An 18372-nucleotide genomic window follows, 5' to 3' on the forward strand; every position below is an offset into this window, starting at 1 on the left:
CAGATCAAAGAACATACCTATTTTCCCATCCTGAGAAGTTTTGAATATATTAATAGTAGAAAGGACAGGTGATCGTATGTTCAATACAATACCAGTATGGGATTTGGACCAATATATGGATCAGAACAATCAATTAATGATTATAGATCTTCGAACTCGCTTTATGTATGCAAGATCACATATAAAAGGTGCGGTAAATCTACCATTTGAACGCATGGAGGAATGGAAAGAGAAACTACCTAGAGATAAGACACTTATTTTTTATTGTTCCAGAGGAAGTCAAAGTATGTTAATATGTAGGAATTTAGAACCTCTTGGGTATCATGTGATTAATATAGCCAATGGAATTGCATATTATAAAGGGAAATATATGGTGCGTGGTTAGGTAAACTCATTGACAGATACACTACGATAGCTTTAAAATATACCTATTAAGCACAAAAGGAGAATGAATATGAAATTAGTGATTGCTTCCGACATCCATGGCTCTGCTTACTATTGCAAAGAGTTGTTGCATGCATATAAAAATTCAGGAGCAGACCGTCTGCTTCTTCTGGGAGATATTCTTTATCACGGACCAAGAAATGACCTTCCAAAAGAATATGCGCCGAAAGAAGTGATTTCTATGTTAAATCACTATAAAGATCAGATATACTGTGTACGTGGAAACTGTGATACTGAAGTAGACCAGATGGTATTAGAATTCCCGATTCTATCAGACTATGCGTTGCTTGACATTGATGGCCAGACCATTTATGCAACCCATGGCCACAAATTTAATAAGGATCATCTGCCTCCAGTTAAAAAAGGAGATATCCTGCTTCACGGACATACCCATTTATTAACAGCAGAAACTTATGACGACATAACCATATTAAATCCTGGTTCTGTTTCCATACCAAAGGGAGGAAACCCACCGACCTATGCAGTATTAGAGCATAGCAAATTTAGTATTATTGATTTTGATGGGAATATAGTAAAAGAGATGAACTTAGGAGAATAAATGAAAAGAACATTTGAATTGATTGCACCTTGTCACTTTGGCATGGAAGCAGTATTAAAGAGAGAGATCACAGATCTTGGTTATGATATTATACAGGTAGAGGACGGAAGAGTGACCTTTCTTGGGGACGACGAAGCTATTTGCCGCGCAAATGTATTTTTGCGGACAACAGAAAGAGTTCTTCTAAAAGTTGGGTGTTTCCATGCGGAGACATTTGAAGAGCTCTTTCAGGCGACAAAAGGGATTGCCTGGGAGGATTACATTCCAAAAGATGGTAAGTTTTGGGTAGCCAAGGCATCATCCATCAAAAGCAAACTATTTAGTCCTTCAGATATCCAGTCCATTATGAAGAAGGCTATGGTAGAACGAATGAAATCTGCCTATCAGACCGAGTTGTTTGAGGAAAATGGAAGCAAGTACCCTCTTCGAGTATTTCTTTATAAAGATCAGGTTACAGTCGGCATAGATACGACAGGAGAGTCACTTCATAGAAGAGGATATCGTACTTTGACAAGTAAGGCTCCCATTACTGAAACGCTGGCAGCCGCACTTATTATGTTAACTCCATGGAACCGAGAGCGAATTCTCATTGATCCATTTTGTGGAAGTGGGACGTTTGTCATAGAGGCGGCAATGATGGCAGCTAATATGGCCCCAGGGATGAATCGTTCCTTTATATCAGAGGACTGGAAGAACATAATCCCCAAGAAATGCTGGTATGATGCCATGGACGAAGCCAATGATCTGATGAATACAGACGTGAAGGTAGATATTCAAGGATATGATATAGATGGAGAGATTGTAAAAGCAGCCAGAGCCAATGCAGAATCCGCAGGAGTGGATCATTTGATCCATTTTCAGCAACGTCCGGTATCTGCTATGAGCCATCCAAAAAAATACGGCTTTATTATAATGAATCCACCATATGGAGAAAGAATTGAAGAAAAGAAAGATCTACCAGAGCTTTACCGTCAGATAGGAGAGCGGTACAAGGCAATGGATTCTTGGTCTATGTATATGATATCTGCATACGAAGATGCAGAAAAGTACATTGGTAAAAAGGCAGATAAGAACCGTAAAATCTATAATGGAATGATGAAAACTTATTATTATCAATTTATGGGGCCAAAGCCCCCAAAGAAAAAAACAGGAGAATCCATTGATCAATAAAAAATGGCTGTTTCGATTTCTGGCAGCAGGATTTTGTATGACCGCCTTTTGTGTATCAAATTTATCAAAACCAATTTCGGTGATTGAGAGAAAAGAACTTCCCTCCACATATGACGGGAGGGAAAAAGGCAGGGTTCCGGCAATCAAAAACCAGGGTAGCAATGGAAATTGTTGGGCTTTTGCATCCCTACAGGCTCTGGAAGCGAGTCTGCTTCCAGAGGAAAAGTGGGATTTTTCTGAAGACCACATGACTAGAAACAATGGATTTAGCCTTCCAAACCGAGAGGGAGGATCTTACACCATGTCCATGGCTTATCTTTTATCTTGGACAGGACCGGTTCGTGGGAACAGTCTTCTGGCAGCGAAACACGTGCAGGAGATTGTAATGATACCGGGAAAGGATTACGAGAAGATAAAAAGGGCAGTGATTCAGTACGGAGCCGTGCAAAGCTCTCTTTACACGGTAATAAATGATGAAGTCAGTCAATCAGAATATTACAACGAAAAAGAATCTGCCTATTGCTATCTAGGTTCCAGTAGAGCCAATCACGATTCGGTAATTATTGGTTGGGATGATGCGTATCCCAAGGAAAAATTCCCGATTTCAGTGAATGGAGATGGGGCATTTATCTGCATGAATAGTTGGGGAGACAGCTTCGGGGATCAGGGCTATTTTTACGTTTCTTATTATGATTCTAATATTGGATTGGATAATCTTGTGTATACTCGGACCGACGATGCCTCATCCTCGGATCATATCTATCAAACCGATCTTAGGGGATGGGTCGGCCAGCTGGGATATGAAAAGGATACGATATGGATCTCCAATGTATATGAATCAAAGGGGAGGGAACGTATAAAAGGAGCCGGATTTTATGCCACAGGGCGTCATACCTCCTATGAAATTTACGGAATATCTATGGTAGGAAGTGAAGAAGAGATCCTTCAAAACAATGCGTTTGAAAAAAAGATCCTTCTGGCAAAAGGGACATTGGATTACAGTGGATACTATACGGTTTCTTTTGATGACATTCAAAACAAAGAGCGTAATTTGAAAAAAGGTCAGCGCTTTGCAATCATTGCAAAGATTACCACCCCGGATGCCAGTCAGCCTGCTGCCATTGAATTTGATGCAGGTGACGGGCTTACCTATGTGGATCTTACCGATGGGGAAGGTTATATCAGCTCCGATGGAGTTATGTGGGAGAGGGTAGAGAAGAAGCAAAACTGCAATCTATGTTTAAAGGCATATACGACAGACCGGTAGACTGGTTAGTAAGGAGAAAACAGATGAGTGTTAAAAAATTGGTATTTGCTACTGGCAACGAAGGAAAAATGAAGGAAATCCGGGAGATTTTAAAGAACCTTAAATTTGAAGTGGTTTCCATGAAAGAGGCAGGTGTTTCTCTGGATATTGTGGAAGATGGAAAAACATTTGGTGAGAATGCTAAGATCAAGGCAAGGGCCGTGTGGGAACTTACAGGTGGAATCGTTCTTGCCGATGATTCTGGATTGGTGGTGGACTGTATTCATGGGGAACCAGGAATTTATTCAGCCAGATATTTAGGAGAAGATACTTCTTATGAGGTGAAGAACCAGAATATCATTGACCGGTCGGCTGCATTTACCGGAAAGGAAAGAAGCGCCCGTTTTGTTTGTAATATAGCTGCAATTTTACCTGACAGTTCTGTTCTTCATACGGAAGAAACCATGGAGGGTCTGATTGCAGACAAGCCTTCAGGAAACGGAGGGTTTGGTTATGATCCAATCCTCTATATTCCAGAATTTGGTTTAACGGCCGCAGAATTATCCATGGAACAGAAAAACAAAATCAGCCATCGAGGGAAAGCACTGGAAGCGATGAAGGAAAAGTTAGTTGAAATCTTTGGGGAGGAATCAGATGAAAGTACTGATTGTCAGTGATACTCACCGCAAAGATGAGAATCTGCGAAAAGTAATAGAAGAGACAGAACCGTTTGATATGTTGATTCATCTGGGAGATTCAGAAGGCAGTGAAGATAAGATCGCTGGTTGGCTTAATAAAGATTGTGAACTTTATATGGTCTCAGGCAACAATGATTTCTTTTCAAACCTGGATCGGGAGAAGGAGATAAAAATTGGCCAATATCGGACTCTATTAACCCATGGACATTATTATAACGTTTCTTTAGGGGTAGAGCGATTGATACAGGAAGCCAAAGATCGCAACTTAAATCTTGTTATGTATGGTCACACCCATAGACCGTTTTATGAGGTACATAATGGGATCATCGTAATAAATCCAGGAAGTTTATCCTATCCTCGTCAAGAAGGCAGGAAGCCGTCATACATGCTGATGGAACTAGATGAACAGAATAAAGCCCATTTCACATTAAATTTTCTTCGATGAATGAGCGTTAAAATATGCCCGACTGCGTAGCGCAATCGGGCATACTATTATTTCCAGCCGTCGGGCAAGTATTTAATTGTGTTATCAATCATATCATCTGCAAGTTTTATAACGGATTCCTCGGGGACCCGTCCCATAATGAGAGGATCATGAAGAAATGCTTTGTAAACCAGAGGGCGGTTATAAGTCAGTGCTGCTTCAAGAATCCATTGATGATTTTTAATATGAGGTTTGATTAATTCAAGGATTTGATCTGGCAAAGCACCGGCAGCCACGGGTTTGATGCTGTCAAGGCTGAATACAGCATTTGTTTCTACCACAGCATCGGTTGGAAGATTCGTAATCTGATTCTGGGTGTTTGGGATATTAACATTGCTGATGGTCCGTGTAAGTCCACATAAGGATTTGATCAAAAGGATTCCTTCTTCCCCGGATGGCGTAATCTCAATCTCTTCTTCCCCATTGACCAGCCGGTGGCTTTTTTCCAGCCTTTTTTTTAGGTCATTTTTTCTCCACTCCACGGTGGTAAGTCCGAATTTCCAGCCCTTTACGGTTTCTGGGTCCTTTAAATAAGTATCTCCTGGCATAAACTCTGCCAGATGACGGTCACCAGCTGCTGCAATCAATCCATAACGTCGGAACAGATCGAATTTTAGACGATGTGCACACTCAAACGTGCTGTTTGCCCAGTTTTTGTCCGGTTCGTGGTATCCTTCTTCAAAGTGACGCTCAATATAGTCTCTATATACAGGGAATAAATCAATTCCCCGATAAGAGGCTTCATCAAACCAGGTGAAATGATTGATACCAAGAACATTGACATGAATCTCTCTTCGGTCGATGTTTTTTATGTCCATGGATTCTTCCAGGATTCCTTTTAACACCTTTTGTGTTCCAAACACTTCGTGACAGCAGCCAAAGGCTTTGATCTTTGGGAATACCTGATACAAGGTTTTTACACATAAAGACATGGGATTGGTGTAATTAATGACCCAGGCATCGGGGGAGTAATTTTTGATGGCTTCTGCTATGGTGACGAACATGGGAATGGTACGGAGTGCACGAATCATTCCTCCAGGTCCAGCCGTATCTCCCACTGACTGGTAGATGAAAAGGCGTTCCGGTAGGTGAACGTCAGATTCCATTTCGTCAAACGTACCGGGAAGAATGGAAATAATCACAAAATCGCATCCCGTAAGGGCTTCTTTTAGTGTAGGGGAAGTGACATAATTCCATTTTCCAGGGGTGTCCTCCCGGCTGGTTAACTGATTTCCGATGATTTCATTGTTCTTTGATGCTGTTTCATCAATATCATAAAGACGAATGGTACCGCTCATATTGGGTTCCATGGACAAATCAGTCATAAAAGTCCATGCCCATCCCCTGGATCCACCGCCGATATAAGCGATATTTATATCCTTTACCTGATTGTTTATGCACTTCATATTGCGCCTCCTATACAGAAAATTAATTTCTTCTCTCTTGCTTATTATAATAGATTATAGTATTATAATTCTTATATAATCGAGGCTTTTTTTGTGAAAATCATACAATCGGACACCAATGTGGAGGAGCAATGGACAAAATTATATTTTCGGAACATATGGAGGGAGTAACCATAGACCGAGTGGTTCGGGATCAGGAATTCTCTATGACCGTGAAACATTTTCATGATACCTATGAACTTTATTTCTTATTGCAGGGAGAACGATATTACTTTATTGAGAAGGAGACCTATTACGTTAAGACGGGAGATGTGGTTTTGGTCAACCGTCAACAAGTGCATAAGACCAGTCAGTGCGGAAGCAAAAGTCACGATAGAATCCTCCTTCAGTTAAAAGGAAGTGTATTGGAACCTTGGCTGCTACGTGCTGGCATCTGTTCTCTGGAGAAGCTTTTTGGAGATTATTATGGTGTTGCCAGACTTTCTGTGGAAGAGTGGGAGGAGATGAATGCTCTTCTTTTGGAAATCCAGGCCGAATTAAAGAGTCGGAGGGCTGGGTATGAAAGCATGGTGCGCCTTTTGATGGCTCGGATTCTTCTTATGGTTTACAGGAACAGGAAAAAAAACATAAGAATAGATATGCCAATAACGGTTCAGACGTCAAAACATGGGAAAGTACATGAAGTGGCAGAATATTTAACCCTTCATTGCCAAACACGGGAAAGCTTAGAAGAACTTGCCAAACGTTTTTATATTAGTAAGTCATATTTAAGCAGAATATTTCGGGAAGTCACGGGCTTTTCTGTGAATGAATATAGGAATCTTGCCAGGGTGAAAAAAGCAAAAGAACTGCTTTTTCACAGCACAGATTCCATAACTGAAATTTCTCTGATCCTGGGATTTGAAAGTGTGACTTATTTTGAACGGGTTTTTAAAAATCATACGGATATGACTCCTTTGAGGTATAGAAAGGAAGCCAAAAAAATTAGTGATACTTCAGTTTAGTTACGCAGGATTTGAGATGGATTCCTTCATTAATTTATGGAACCAAACGCTGATTCGGGTAATCGCTTCCTTGTCGGTTTCTGGGTCTAAAAACCGGCAGGGTTTTCCTTCTAGGGTGCCTTGGTAGGTAAGGACCTTTTCGATGCTCTCTGTTTGACGGTAGAGGTTTCTTAGCGTTATGCTTTCTCTGTCCTCTGGATTCCTCAATGTGATTCCGTAGTAGAACCCAAGGGCAGCACCAAATTCCAAAAGTGGACAGGCAGTTCCTGTGGCATTGACCATAGCCATAGTTCCAAGGATTCGTTCCTTGTGCTGCAGTTTGCGGATCGGGTCCCGTCCCACTCGGGTTACCGGATCTTTAAAAGAAAATCGGCATCGTTTGATAAAGTTTTTCGTGAAGGTATTGATGTATTCCTCATAATCAGGGTTTTTCTGAATCAGAGTTGGTTTAATTTCCTCTTCCATCATTCGTTTAACAAAGGAAAGGATGCGTTCATCCCCCATTCCTTGGCCAATGCTTTTGTAACCAAGCAAAGAGCAATACCAGGCAATGATTGCGTGGGTACCGTTTGAAAGACGGTTTTTAATCACCTGCATCTGAAAAATATCTTCCATGATTTTTACTTGGCGAAGATAAGGAACCACAGGGCTGGTTCCACCTACATAAAGAGTCATATCTGGTTCACTTCGAAATAATTCTAGATTTACTCTGGATAACTCTGTCTGGATATAGGAAATGTCTTTTAAGATACGAGTGATTCCCTTTAAGCTGATTACAGATTTCTTTAAATGTTCCGTATCAGCAACCGAATCTTTGAAAGAATTTAATTTTCTTTGAATCTGTTTTAACAGCTCTTCTTTCGGGATGGCAGATACCATACGGTTGACTACGGTTTCACAAAAGTAAGTTTCGCTTAGGATTTCATCTGCGATTTGTTCTGAAGTAAGTTCTAACAATGCTTTTTTAATCTGTTTCTTTACGTAGGAAGCAGCATGGAGCTTATTTAAGATAACTAGAATGGTTAGTGGATCTTTTTCTGCCTCTTTTCGTGCCAAAAGTCCTTTTGCGGTCATCATCGACTGCTTCCGAAAGGCCTTTTCCGGAAGACAGAGTGCCATAATATCGGATTTAAGATACATGGATATCATGTCATCTTCCTGATCCATATCAATCAGTGTGACATTTCGTATGGTCTGTGCATAGGCAAGGCTTTCATAATTGACTTGATAGCAGTGAAACGCATTGACCATATTTCTTAAATTTTCATTTCTGGTGGCGCCAATGATGGTTCCCGGCCTGGTATATCCATCCCAATGGGAGAAAACCTGGGCCAAGTATCCGCCGCCGATGGCACCGAATCCATGGATTCCTGCTGCTAGTTGATTATTGTTTTGAGGGAAGTGTTCATTCAGAGTTGGGAGGGGATATTTCTTTGTATAAAGACGCAGATCCTGAAGAAATTCTGTCATGCTTTCATAGGGAAGCCAAGCTTTTTCTTTGATATCAGGTCTGGCATCTTTTATATCTTTGATGTAGATGGGAAGCCCTCCAGCCCTAGATGCCGCTAGAAGTCCATTTTCGGAATCTTCAAAGATTAAACAGGATTCCGGTTGACAGTTAATGCCACTTGCAGCTTTTAAAAAGATCTGCGGATCCGGCTTTCCTTTTACAACCTCATCTCCACAGATAACGACGTCAAAGTATTTATAAACATCGGCATCTCTTAAATATTCCTCTGCAATGATACGTTTGCTTGAAGTGGCGACGGCAAGTAAAACCTCGTTGCGTTTGAACCGCTCTAACACTTCAAATAGTCCCTTTTTTACTGGAACTCCATGTTCTTTTACATAGGAAACTTCCAGCTCATCGGCTCTCTTTCGTATACTCTCATAAGGATAATTCGGTCCAAATTCCTGTAGGGATAACTGTTTTGCGGAAACAGAACTTAGTCCCAGGGAATCAAACAGCAATTGCTCTGGTATGGTTTTTCCGTATTGTTCCAGTGAAGCCTGTTTTAACATTTTCATTCGAAGACGTTCCGTATCAAACATAGTTCCATCCATGTCAAAGATAGCGGCCGTTATCTCTTTATTTTTAATTCTCATCCTGTGTCCTCCTTTTAAACTGTCTCATAAATATGCTGATTATATGTTACAATAGAGAGAATTAATTGTCAAATACAGACTATATATCTTAATTGGCGAAAAAGTCATATGTACCAAAATTAATTCGTGTTTTTTAATCCTTTTGATCAAACACAGTCTAGGAAGCATTCGAACTTCACTGTTTTTTTGTGCATCCTGCTATTTTTGAAAATTTTCAGTACTTTGTCCTTTTTTTAAGGGAAAAACAAAGATACTAAGGAAAATTATTGTTGTCCGGATCGTAATGTCAATTTACTTTTTTAAACGTTTTCAGGCTTTGATGAAACAAAAGTGAAACAAAAGTGAAATAAAAATGAATGATATAACATATAAAACAAAAAATAAGTGTATTTTGATTGCTTCTGCCAATAGATAAGAAAAAATAGAAAAACTATAATTACCTTTACAAAACAATTAGGAAGCATGTCATAGGAGGTATATCATGTCAGGTACTTTACAGATCAGCCCTCTCTTTGTGCGAATTAATGAGAAGGATAATGTAGCCATTGCCGTAAAAGATATTTCTAAGGGAACGCAGGTGGCAGAAGGGTTTGTTACCAATAATGTAATTCCACAGGCGCATAAGGTTGCACTTAAGGATATCGGCGCAGGCGGCTGTGTGGTACGTTATGGGAAGATCCTTGGATATGCAAAGGAAGCAATCCAAAAAGGCGATTGGATTCATGAATTTATGCTGGAGCTTCCAGTACCGCCATCGGTGGATGATATGGAGTTTGGAAAAAATATCGTAACCGAACTTCCAAAAGCGCCTAAAAGAGTTTTTAAAGGGTATCGAAATCCCAATGGTGGTTATGCTGGAACCAGAAACATTCTGGGAATCAGCACGACGGTTCAGTGCGTGACGGGTGTACTGAATGTTGCGGTAAAGAAAATGAAGGAGGAATTGCTGCCAAAGTATCCAAATGTAGATGAGATTGTTCCAATTAATCATGCCTACGGATGCGGCGTGGCGATCAATGCTCCGGAAGCAGTGATACCAATCCGTACCCTTAAGAACCTGACAAAAAATCCAAATTTTGGAGGTCAGCTGATGGTTGTAGGATTGGGCTGTGAGAAACTAACGGTAGATAAGCTGTTAGACGAAGCTGATATCAATAAGGATAATGTGATAATTCTTCAGGAACAGGCAGGCTACGAAGCCATGATCGAAGCATTGATGAATATGGCAGATCAAAAGCTTCAGATTCTGAACAAGAGAAAAAGAGAGATCCTTCCTTTGTCTGATCTCTGCATTGGAATGCAGTGTGGAGGCAGCGATGCCTTTTCTGGTGTAACAGCGAATCCATCTGCAGGTTATGCGGCTGATATGCTGGTAGAAGCAGGAGCCACTGTGATGTTTTCAGAGGTTACCGAAGTACGGGATGGTGTGCATACGATTGCAGAGCGATGTGTAAGTCAGGAGGTTTGTGATAAGCTTGCCAGAGAAATGAAATGGTATGATAATTACCTTCTGGAAGGTGAGGTAGACCGAAGTGCCAATCCTACACCAGGGAATAAAAAGGGAGGATTAAGTAACATTGTAGAAAAGGCATTGGGCTCGATTGCTAAGTCTGGAACTTCTCCAATCGTAGAGGTCCTTTCTCCTGCAGAAAGATCTTCCAAACATGGTCTCATCTACGCTGCAACTCCGGCAAGTGATATTGTCTGTGGTCCGTGTCAACTCGCGTCTGGAATTACGCTTCAGGTATTCATGACGGGGAGAGGCACACCATATGGTCTGGCAGCAGCCCCTGTGATCAAGGTCTGTTCCAGAAATGAAATGAAGCAGATGTGGGGAGACTTAATTGATGTAAATGCTGGTCCCATTGCGACAGGAGATGCGACTACTGCAGAAATTGGAACTGAACTTTTTGAACGTATCCTTGAGGTAGCCAGTGGAACGATACAGCCGGCGGCAGAAAAATACAAGCTGTACAATGATTTGTGCATTTTTAATCCGGCACCGATCACTTAGAAAAAAGAGATGGCTTTTCACAACAAAAAGTTGGTCATCAGCTTAAAACAGAAAAAAAGTGTGCAGTTCCGTAACAGGAATCGCACATTTTTTATGGGAATCAGTCTTAAAAAGTTAAAGCTTTCCTCTTGTATAGAGAGTTGCCAGTTCTATAAAATATTTTTCTGGTTCCGTAAGATAGCAGCCTTTTAAATGAGCCATACACCGCATCCAGGCATGTCTTGGAGGAACGGTAAAGTAGACGACTGGTGCGTCCGGCTCCACATAGGACTGGGGAAAAAATGCAGGGCATACCTGGCGTTTAACCATATTAACCACGGTTTTTGTGGTAGAGGGTTCAAAAAGAATGTTGGGGCAGAAGCCGGCGAATTCAAACACCTGGTCTATCATATCCCTCATCCTGGTCTCGCGGGATATTAACGCAAAACTTTCCTCGCGCAGCAGCTTTAGATCAATAGTTGGAAGTGTCTCGAAGCTTTTCTTTCCGGCAAGAGGCGCCAGAGGATGCGTAGCCGGGAGGCCCAAGACCATATATTCCGCTTCCATATCCAGATATTCCAATAAAGGATTTTTGTGATTGCCGTAATACGTCAGAGAAGCCATGGTAACTTCTTTCTGAAGAAGAAGCTGTTCCATTTTTTTAACTCGTGCTTCTTTGATACGGAAGGTGACATCTGGATATCTGGAATGAAAGAGGGGATAGATGTTGGAAAACATTAAAGATCCCTGTTCTGGTGTATAAGAAATGGAGATTTCTCCGCACCGTTCCCCGGAGACGTCTCGGATGATTTTGTAGGTTTCCTGTTTCAAATCAGCTATCTGATGAGCAGCATTTAAATAAATTCGCCCTGCAAATGTGGGGATCATGCTGTGCTTTCTGCGTTCAAACAAGGGGGTTCTCAGCTCCTTTTCCAGGCGCAGCAGCTGCTGGTTCAATGCCGACTGGGTCAGGAACAGCTTTTCTGCTGCTTTAGAGATGCTTTCTTCCTGCTCAATGGCAATGATATATTCAATTTGGCGTAAATCCATAAAAACCTCGTTTCTATTCTTAATTTTTTTAAGAGATTATATTAAAATGAATAAGTTGTAATAAGGTTACACTTCAATTATAATCATATTGAATAAATTTTTCAATAATTTTTATTTTAAATTGTGTAAAATTAATAAAAAGGAGAGAAGGAAATGAAAAAAAGAGTATTGGGGTTGGCTCTCGCAGGAATAATGGCTGTTTCACTCAGTGGCTGTTCATCTGCAAACACAAAATCAGGGGACTGGGCTAAAAATGTTGAGATTCAGGTTCCGGCAAAAGCAGGGGGAGGAACAGATGTTATGGCAAGAGCCCTTGCAAATCAGGTGTCAAAGGATTCTGGTTCTACAATCACGATTGTTAATAATACAGACGGCGGCGGGGTGGTTGCCTGTGAAAAGACAGCAGCCGGCAAAAAGGATGGTTCAACGCTGACTCAATGGCATATTACTATGCTGATTAAGACAGCAGCTGGTATTTATAACAAATCAGCCGCTTCTGATTTTACCGTAATTGGGGTAGCGGTACCGAAAGACAAAGCCAATAATGTACTGGTTGTCTCTGCGGATTCGCCTTATCAGACATTAGATGAGCTGATTGCAGGAGCAAAGGAAATGCCTGGAGAAATGATGTTTGGTGTTGAAACTGGAGGAACCGTTCACATTCAGACTGGTCTGTTTGCTAAAGCAGCGGGAATTGAGGTGAAGTATGTGGAAGCAGGCTCGGATACGGAAAAACTGACTGCTCTGGTGGGTAATAGTATTGATGCATGTTTTGTTAATACGAATCAGGCAAGACAATATTTAGAATCAGGGAAAGCAAGAGCTTTGGCTGTCATATCGAATTCAGAAGAAGGGGGACGCAGCAGTGTACTTCCGGATGTTTCAAGCTTCATTGAACAGGGAGTGGACTTCTACTTCCAGATGTTTAATGTGTTAATCGTTGGACCAAAGGATATGGATCCGGCTCTTGCTGCAAAAATTCATGATTACTATGCAGCGGCAGCGAAAAATGAAGATGTCAATAAAACTCTGGCACCTGCAGGATTTGAAATGGATTTTTTAAGTCTTGATGAGAGCATGAAGACAGTAGAGGATACACAGATCCAAATTAATGAGGTAGTAAAGCAGCTGGGGCTGCAAAAATAATCATTGACGAAAGGAGTCCGTCATGAAGGGAAAAAGAGATCAGATAACTGGAGCGGTTCTTGTGATTTTGGGAATTGTGGTATTTTTAATGACCACTACATTTTCCATTCCCATCACATCATCATATCCCGGGCCCAGGATGCTCCCGGATATAGCCGCATTTGGTTTTGTTGTTTGCGGATTAGGAATATTTATTGAGAGTGTTGTCAGTAAGAGAGAAGAAACTTGCTATTTAAAGAAAGAAGGTTGGTTAAAGGTAGGTCTTGTCTTTCTTATGATTGCGGGATATATTGCGGGAATGATGGTTGCAGGGTACTTGATTACAACTCCTGTCATTCTGTATATACTGACAACAGTATTTGCAAAAGGGAGCAGTTCAACAATAAAAGGAAGAATCGTGTTTTCCTTATTGACGGCAGTAATTATTTATCTGATTTATGTGTTAGCATTCGGTCTGACTCTGCCGTCAGGTCTGCTGTTTAATTAGGAGGGCATATGACAGAATATTTACCTTATATTATCAGCCAGTTAAGTACACCTGTTAATCTTCTGCTGATGTTGTCGGCAACGGTCATCGGGTTGATATTTGGTGCTATACCAGGTCTTTCCGGAACATTAGCAGTAATGCTTTTTATGCCTCTGACCTATAGTATGAATTCTGGAAGTGCAGTGATATTTCTGATTGCACTCTGGGTAGGCGGGTGTTCCGGTGCTTTTATCGGTTCCGTTCTTCTGGGTATTCCAGGGTCCCCTTCTGCGGTTGCGACCTGCTTTGACGGATATCCCATGGCACAGAATGGGAAAGCTGGTAAGGCTCTGGCAATCGGCATGGTGGCTTCGTTTTCAGGAACATTTTTTAGTGCCATCTTTGGGGCTCTTTTAAGCCAGAAGGTTGCAAATGTTGCGTTTGCACTGGGACCCTGGGAGTATTTCTCCCTTTGTTTTGTAGCAATTACCATGGTGCTGGCTATTTCCAAAGGAAATATGTTTAAGGGATTGTCCTCGGCGTCTGTGGGTTTGTTGTTTGCTTCCGTTGGATTCTCTCCAATTGATGCGGAACCACGCTTTGTATTTGATAACATGTATTTGATGAGCGGACTTGGAATGACGATCGTACTGATCGGAATCTTCGGAGTTGCCCGTATCATAGAAGAGTATGGAAAGGGCTTCGGCGCCCTTCCGGAGGTAGATACCAAATCAATTAGGGGACTTGGTATTACAATAGGAGAAATCCGGGAACAGCTTTTAAACATCTTCCGTTCTTTCGGAATCGGACTGGGGATCGGATTTTTGCCTGGAATGGGGGCGGGACTGTCTAATCTGGTTGCTTATTCCAGTGCTAAGAATGCTTCAAAGACTCCGGATATGTTTGGAAAGGGCTGTCCTGACGGTATATGGGCTTCTGAGGTATCCAACAATGCGGCGATTGGTGGTTCCATGATACCCATGTCTGCACTGGGAATTCCGGGAGACTCAACAACGGCTCTGCTGATTGGTGCTTTAACCATTCATGGACTGGAGATGGGACCAATGGTTTTTAAAAACAGCGGAAACGTAGTTTATCTTATGTTTGCCACTGTTGCGGTATGTGCATCTGTGATCCTGGTTTTACAGGCACTTGGTATGCGGGTGTTTCCCCTTATACTGAAGGTTCCTTACCATTATATGTATCCGGGGCTGATCATCATTTCCTTTGTAAGCGCATATGTTGATTCAGGAAGCTTATACAAATGCGGCATGATGCTGGTATTTGCTGCAGTCGGTATTTTAATGAGTTACGGAGGCCTTCCCACGGCACCTTTGATTCTTTCATTTATTTTAGGTCCGACATTGGAAAACAATATGTTAAAGGCCTTCCAGTATTCCGGGAGCGCTGCTGCGTTTTTCACCAGACCAATATCCGGTATTCTTATGATTATTGGAATTCTGTGTATCTTTTCGCCGGTCATTCGGACTATGGCGGGCAAATTAAGAAATAAACAAGCATAAGGAGGCATATGAAATGCCACTAAACAGTACTTCTACAACGAGTCTTCCGCCAGAAAAGCTTATGGAACGCTGCTGTCGGACTCCATGGGTCAGCTATCTTGAACCATTTAGAATGGCACCCGGGGTTTATTATGTATCAGGAAATGACTGGGTAGCCTGTTATCTGATTGATACAGGTGATGGACTGATTCTCATTGATACAGCCATGCATGAAACCTGTTATTTGATGCTGGAGAGTATACGTGAACTGGGATTTGATCCAATGAATATTAAAAAAATTCTTCTGACGCATGCCCATAGTGATCATATGGGGGCGGCCAGAACCTTAAAGGAGCTGACAGGAGCAGAAATCTATCTTGGAAAGAGGGATTTATTCATTGTCAAAGAAAGAAAGGATCTTATTCTCAGCGATGGCTTTACTTGCGGAGATATTGATCCGGATAAGATTTATTCAGACAATGAGCCGGTCAGGCTGGGGAATATCACCATACATACCATATCATCCCCTGGGCACACTCCAGGCTGTACTTCTATGATGTTTGATGTAGCAGATCGGAATGGGAAAACCTATACCTGTGCCATACACGGCGGGGTGGGGTTAAATACCTTGTCCCGGAAATATCTGATCGAAAACGGATTGCCTCTTTCTTTACAGCAGGAATTCATTGATGGACTGAAGAAGCTTGACCAGCTCCATGTGGATATCTGTCTTCCGTCTCACACGAATCAGGTGGGGATGATTCCTCTGATTAGTCAGGTTACGGACGAATTTAATCCGTTTTTGGACGAAACAATATGGCATGAGCTGATGCAGGAGAGGATCAAACGGATGGAACAGATGATGATTCAGGAAAACGAGTCAGTTTTGGAATAGGTAAATCATACAGATATCTTAATTAAAACAGTCCCGAAAGGTCCATTTCAATATGGCTTCGGGGCTGCTTTTTTACAGATACTTTAGGATAATCATAATAATAACAGAAAGAAAATGGACATCGTCTTTTTCTTATAGTAAAATGAACCAAACAGGATAAACAGAAGGAAGGAATCCATATGGGAAAGATTGCTTTGCTTGTTTCTAGAGAAGAGATGATTTATCAGGCGCATAATATTCTTCAGGAGAAAAACGATGAGATTGGGGAAATGAGGGTAATTAAAACAGAGGATACGGTTTCTGAAGCCCGTCAGTCCATTGCAAACGGTGCATCTATTATTATTGCAAGAGGCCTCCAAGCTTCTCTCATGAAGCAGTATACCGACATTCCAGTCGTGGAAATCGTCATTACTGCCCAGGAGATGGCACTTTTAGTCAGCAAGGCGAAGCAGATTTTAAAAAAAGATAATCCGGCCCTTGGAGTAGTGGGATTTAAAAATATGTTTTGTGACATGTCTTACTTTGATACCATTTACGGAATTGAAATGCGGACGTATTTTGCAGAAAAAGGAGATCTTCTGGAGGATATAGCCAGACAGGCAGTCCGTGACGGGGTGGATTTGATCATTGGAGGGGATACTGCAGTAGGGATTGCAGGCGAGGCAGGCATACCATCCCTGTTTCTCTCCAACACAGAGGATTCCATGAGAAATGCCCTGTCTATGGCAGAAAGCGTTGATTATGCAATGGGAGTGGAAAAACGCAATGCTGCTCAGATCGAGACGCTTCTTGATTATTCCTTTAATGGAGTGGCAAGGCTTGATTCAACGGGTAAGATCGTGGATGTCAATGCCACCTTGGAGGATATTTTGGACAAAAAGAAAGAGGAAATACTTCTAAAGACAGCTGGTAATGTATTTCCAGAGCTTTTAAGCGAACCATTTTATCAGGTACTGGAATACGGAAAAGAATCATATTCCCTGTTTATGGAAATTAACCGGACGTCTATATTTGCAATTGTAGCTCCGGTTGTAATCGACAAGCGGGTTGAGGGAGCCATTCTTACCTGCCATCGCATGAAACGAAAACAGCGCAGGGAAGGGGACTTAAAAGGGAAGCATCAGTTAAAGGGGGCGGTGGCTCTGGGAGAATTTCAAGATATTCTTCAGGAGTCTAAGTCCATGCAGGACTGCCTTCGCCTTGCAAAGCTCTATGCACTTTCAGAAAAAACGGTTTTAATTACCGGAGAGCCGGGCACAGAAATACAGCTTCTGGCTCAGTGTATTCACAATGCAGGAATTTATAGAGATGGGCCATTTACAGCACTGTCTTGTGAAGGGTTCAGCGAAGAGGCCCAGTATGAGATGATTTTTGGGGATAAGGGAGCTATTGTTTCATCAAGAGGAGGATCTCTGCTTTTAGAAGATGTACAGGCCCTAACAAAGGGGAACCAGTACCGGCTTTACCAGCTGATCCGTCATAAGCAAAGACTTGGGAAGGATGGTTTACGACATGCGGGAACGACGGTTCGGGTTATGGTGACTTCATCTGTTCCAATATCATCTCTGGCGGAAGTGGGAATCCTGCGGCAAGATTTATATTATTTGTTAGAAGGTTTGTCAGTTAGAATCCCTTCTTTGAGGGAACGAAAAGAAGATTTAGAAGGAAAGATACGTGGATCTATAAGGAATTGCTGCGAACATTATTCAAGATTTCATGTGCTGACCCAGGGGGCTTACAAGCTTTTGTTAGATTTGGCATGGAGAGGAAATCTGGTGCAGGTGGAGAATTTTTGTGAACGGCTGATTTTGACAGCAAATAAAAGAAGTCTTGATGAGGGAGCAGTGGAGAATCTGTTTCACAAGCTGTATCCGGGAGAAACCGGAGTGAAACTTAACGGAGCTGGAGAAAAGGATGGGGTAACGCCGGAAGAATCCTGTCCTCCGGAGGCAGCAAAAATAAGAGAAATCCTGTTAAAACACGGTGGGAGCAGAGAAAAAACAGCAAAGGAGCTGGGAATCAGTAAATCCACTTTGTGGAGAAAAATGAAAAAACATCATTTGAGATGAAGCTAAAATGAAACGAAAATGACATTATAATGACATGGATATGAAATGATAGGGGATTTGTATAAATGAATCAGTTCCATTTGTTAATTCCGCCCATAGTAGTTATTTTGGCTTTTTTTTATAATTACTGCAGA

Annotated in this window: 16 protein-coding genes; 13 read left to right on the forward strand and 3 right to left on the reverse strand. The window is 41.6% G+C overall.

All coding sequences use genetic code 11. The features are described 5' to 3' along the window. The first annotated feature begins 76 nt into the window (after positions 1–76). From EFT72_RS03650 to EFT72_RS03675, 6 genes are all read left to right on the forward strand, one after another. The gene (locus tag EFT72_RS03650; protein ID WP_124065560.1) at positions 77–385 is read left to right on the forward strand and encodes a rhodanese-like domain-containing protein; all 309 of its coding nucleotides are present in this window, start codon (positions 77–79) and stop codon (positions 383–385) included. Between the two features lie 69 nt (positions 386–454). Continuing rightward, a complete protein-coding gene (gene yfcE, locus EFT72_RS03655; RefSeq protein ID WP_124065561.1) occupies positions 455–1003 on the forward strand; it encodes a phosphodiesterase in 549 nt (182 codons plus the stop codon). Beyond that, the gene (locus tag EFT72_RS03660; protein ID WP_124065562.1) at positions 1004–2173 is read left to right on the forward strand and encodes a class I SAM-dependent RNA methyltransferase; all 1170 of its coding nucleotides are present in this window, start codon (positions 1004–1006) and stop codon (positions 2171–2173) included. Then, entirely contained in the window at positions 2163–3440 is a 1278-nt protein-coding gene (locus EFT72_RS03665) for a lectin like domain-containing protein (protein ID WP_243109937.1), read from the forward strand. Before EFT72_RS03660 ends, EFT72_RS03665 begins: the two co-directional genes overlap by 11 nt. A 23-nt stretch (positions 3441–3463) precedes the next feature. Beyond that, positions 3464–4096 carry an RdgB/HAM1 family non-canonical purine NTP pyrophosphatase gene (rdgB, locus tag EFT72_RS03670; RefSeq protein ID WP_124065563.1) on the forward strand — a complete coding sequence of 211 codons (633 nt, stop codon included), beginning with the start codon at positions 3464–3466 and terminating at the stop codon, positions 4094–4096. Continuing rightward, complete coding sequence (locus tag EFT72_RS03675) at positions 4074–4562, forward strand: metallophosphoesterase (RefSeq protein ID WP_124065564.1); 489 nt, start codon at positions 4074–4076, stop codon at positions 4560–4562. Before rdgB ends, EFT72_RS03675 begins: the two co-directional genes overlap by 23 nt. Before the next feature lie 47 nt (positions 4563–4609). On the opposite strand, the gene EFT72_RS03680 is transcribed toward EFT72_RS03675, so the two are convergent. After that, a complete protein-coding gene (locus EFT72_RS03680; protein ID WP_124065565.1) occupies positions 4610–6007 on the reverse strand; it encodes an alpha-glucosidase/alpha-galactosidase in 1398 nt (465 codons plus the stop codon). Between the two features lie 131 nt (positions 6008–6138). Between EFT72_RS03680 and EFT72_RS03685 the strand changes: the two genes are divergently transcribed. Continuing rightward, positions 6139–7011, forward strand: a complete 873-nt coding sequence (locus tag EFT72_RS03685; RefSeq protein ID WP_124065566.1) for an AraC family transcriptional regulator — start codon at positions 6139–6141, stop codon at positions 7009–7011. Here EFT72_RS03685 and EFT72_RS03690 read toward each other — a convergent pair whose 3' ends face one another. Continuing rightward, positions 7012–9117 (reverse strand): HAD family hydrolase, encoded by a 2106-nt coding sequence (locus EFT72_RS03690; protein ID WP_124065567.1) that lies wholly within the window; start codon positions 9115–9117, stop codon positions 7012–7014. A 481-nt stretch (positions 9118–9598) separates the two neighbouring features. Between EFT72_RS03690 and garD the strand changes: the two genes are divergently transcribed. Continuing rightward, complete coding sequence (garD, locus tag EFT72_RS03695; RefSeq protein ID WP_124065568.1) at positions 9599–11131, forward strand: galactarate dehydratase; 1533 nt, start codon at positions 9599–9601, stop codon at positions 11129–11131. Between the two features lie 114 nt (positions 11132–11245). Here garD and EFT72_RS03700 read toward each other — a convergent pair whose 3' ends face one another. Further along, positions 11246–12160, reverse strand: coding sequence for a LysR family transcriptional regulator (locus tag EFT72_RS03700; protein ID WP_124065569.1), 915 nt, complete (start codon positions 12158–12160; stop codon positions 11246–11248). A gap of 153 nt (positions 12161–12313) precedes the next feature. Here EFT72_RS03700 and EFT72_RS03705 point away from each other — a divergent pair, with 153 nt between their 5' ends. The 5 genes from EFT72_RS03705 (at position 12314) to EFT72_RS03725 (ending at position 18238) form a co-directional block, all read left to right on the forward strand. Continuing rightward, positions 12314–13306 carry a tripartite tricarboxylate transporter substrate binding protein gene (locus tag EFT72_RS03705; protein ID WP_124065570.1) on the forward strand — a complete coding sequence of 331 codons (993 nt, stop codon included), beginning with the start codon at positions 12314–12316 and terminating at the stop codon, positions 13304–13306. 22 nt (positions 13307–13328) lie between these two features. Continuing rightward, positions 13329–13793, forward strand: coding sequence for a tripartite tricarboxylate transporter TctB family protein (locus EFT72_RS03710; protein ID WP_124065571.1), 465 nt, complete (start codon positions 13329–13331; stop codon positions 13791–13793). A gap of 8 nt (positions 13794–13801) precedes the next feature. Further along, the gene (locus EFT72_RS03715; RefSeq protein WP_124065572.1) at positions 13802–15295 is read left to right on the forward strand and encodes a tripartite tricarboxylate transporter permease; all 1494 of its coding nucleotides are present in this window, start codon (positions 13802–13804) and stop codon (positions 15293–15295) included. A 13-nt stretch (positions 15296–15308) separates the two neighbouring features. Then, positions 15309–16169, forward strand: coding sequence for an MBL fold metallo-hydrolase (locus EFT72_RS03720; protein WP_124065573.1), 861 nt, complete (start codon positions 15309–15311; stop codon positions 16167–16169). A gap of 179 nt (positions 16170–16348) precedes the next feature. Further along, positions 16349–18238, forward strand: a complete 1890-nt coding sequence (locus tag EFT72_RS03725) for a PrpR N-terminal domain-containing protein (protein WP_124065574.1) — start codon at positions 16349–16351, stop codon at positions 18236–18238. Positions 18239–18372 lie beyond the last annotated feature (134 nt).

The sequence above is a fragment of the Clostridium sp. E02 genome (assembly GCF_003833015.1).
GTDB lineage: Bacteria > Bacillota > Clostridia > Lachnospirales > Lachnospiraceae > Lacrimispora.

Bases quoted from the DNA above. Each gene is read 5' to 3' on its own strand.
- EFT72_RS03725 (WP_124065574.1), top strand. From the start codon at position 16,349: ATGGGAAAGATTGCTTTGCTTGTTTCTAGAGAAGAGATGATTTATCAG.
- EFT72_RS03720 (WP_124065573.1), top strand. From the start codon at position 15,309: ATGCCACTAAACAGTACTTCTACAACGAGTCTTCCGCCAGAAAAGCTT.
- EFT72_RS03715 (WP_124065572.1), top strand. From the start codon at position 13,802: ATGACAGAATATTTACCTTATATTATCAGCCAGTTAAGTACACCTGTT.
- EFT72_RS03710 (WP_124065571.1), top strand. From the start codon at position 13,329: ATGAAGGGAAAAAGAGATCAGATAACTGGAGCGGTTCTTGTGATTTTG.
- EFT72_RS03685 (WP_124065566.1), top strand. From the start codon at position 6,139: ATGGACAAAATTATATTTTCGGAACATATGGAGGGAGTAACCATAGAC.
- EFT72_RS03660 (WP_124065562.1), top strand. From the start codon at position 1,004: ATGAAAAGAACATTTGAATTGATTGCACCTTGTCACTTTGGCATGGAA.
- EFT72_RS03650 (WP_124065560.1), top strand. From the start codon at position 77: ATGTTCAATACAATACCAGTATGGGATTTGGACCAATATATGGATCAG.
- garD (WP_124065568.1), top strand. From the start codon at position 9,599: ATGTCAGGTACTTTACAGATCAGCCCTCTCTTTGTGCGAATTAATGAG.
- yfcE (WP_124065561.1), top strand. From the start codon at position 455: ATGAAATTAGTGATTGCTTCCGACATCCATGGCTCTGCTTACTATTGC.
- EFT72_RS03690 (WP_124065567.1), bottom strand. From the start codon at position 9,117: ATGAGAATTAAAAATAAAGAGATAACGGCCGCTATCTTTGACATGGAT.
- EFT72_RS03705 (WP_124065570.1), top strand. From the start codon at position 12,314: ATGAAAAAAAGAGTATTGGGGTTGGCTCTCGCAGGAATAATGGCTGTT.
- rdgB (WP_124065563.1), top strand. From the start codon at position 3,464: ATGAGTGTTAAAAAATTGGTATTTGCTACTGGCAACGAAGGAAAAATG.
- EFT72_RS03675 (WP_124065564.1), top strand. From the start codon at position 4,074: ATGAAAGTACTGATTGTCAGTGATACTCACCGCAAAGATGAGAATCTG.
- EFT72_RS03700 (WP_124065569.1), bottom strand. From the start codon at position 12,160: ATGGATTTACGCCAAATTGAATATATCATTGCCATTGAGCAGGAAGAA.
- EFT72_RS03680 (WP_124065565.1), bottom strand. From the start codon at position 6,007: ATGAAGTGCATAAACAATCAGGTAAAGGATATAAATATCGCTTATATC.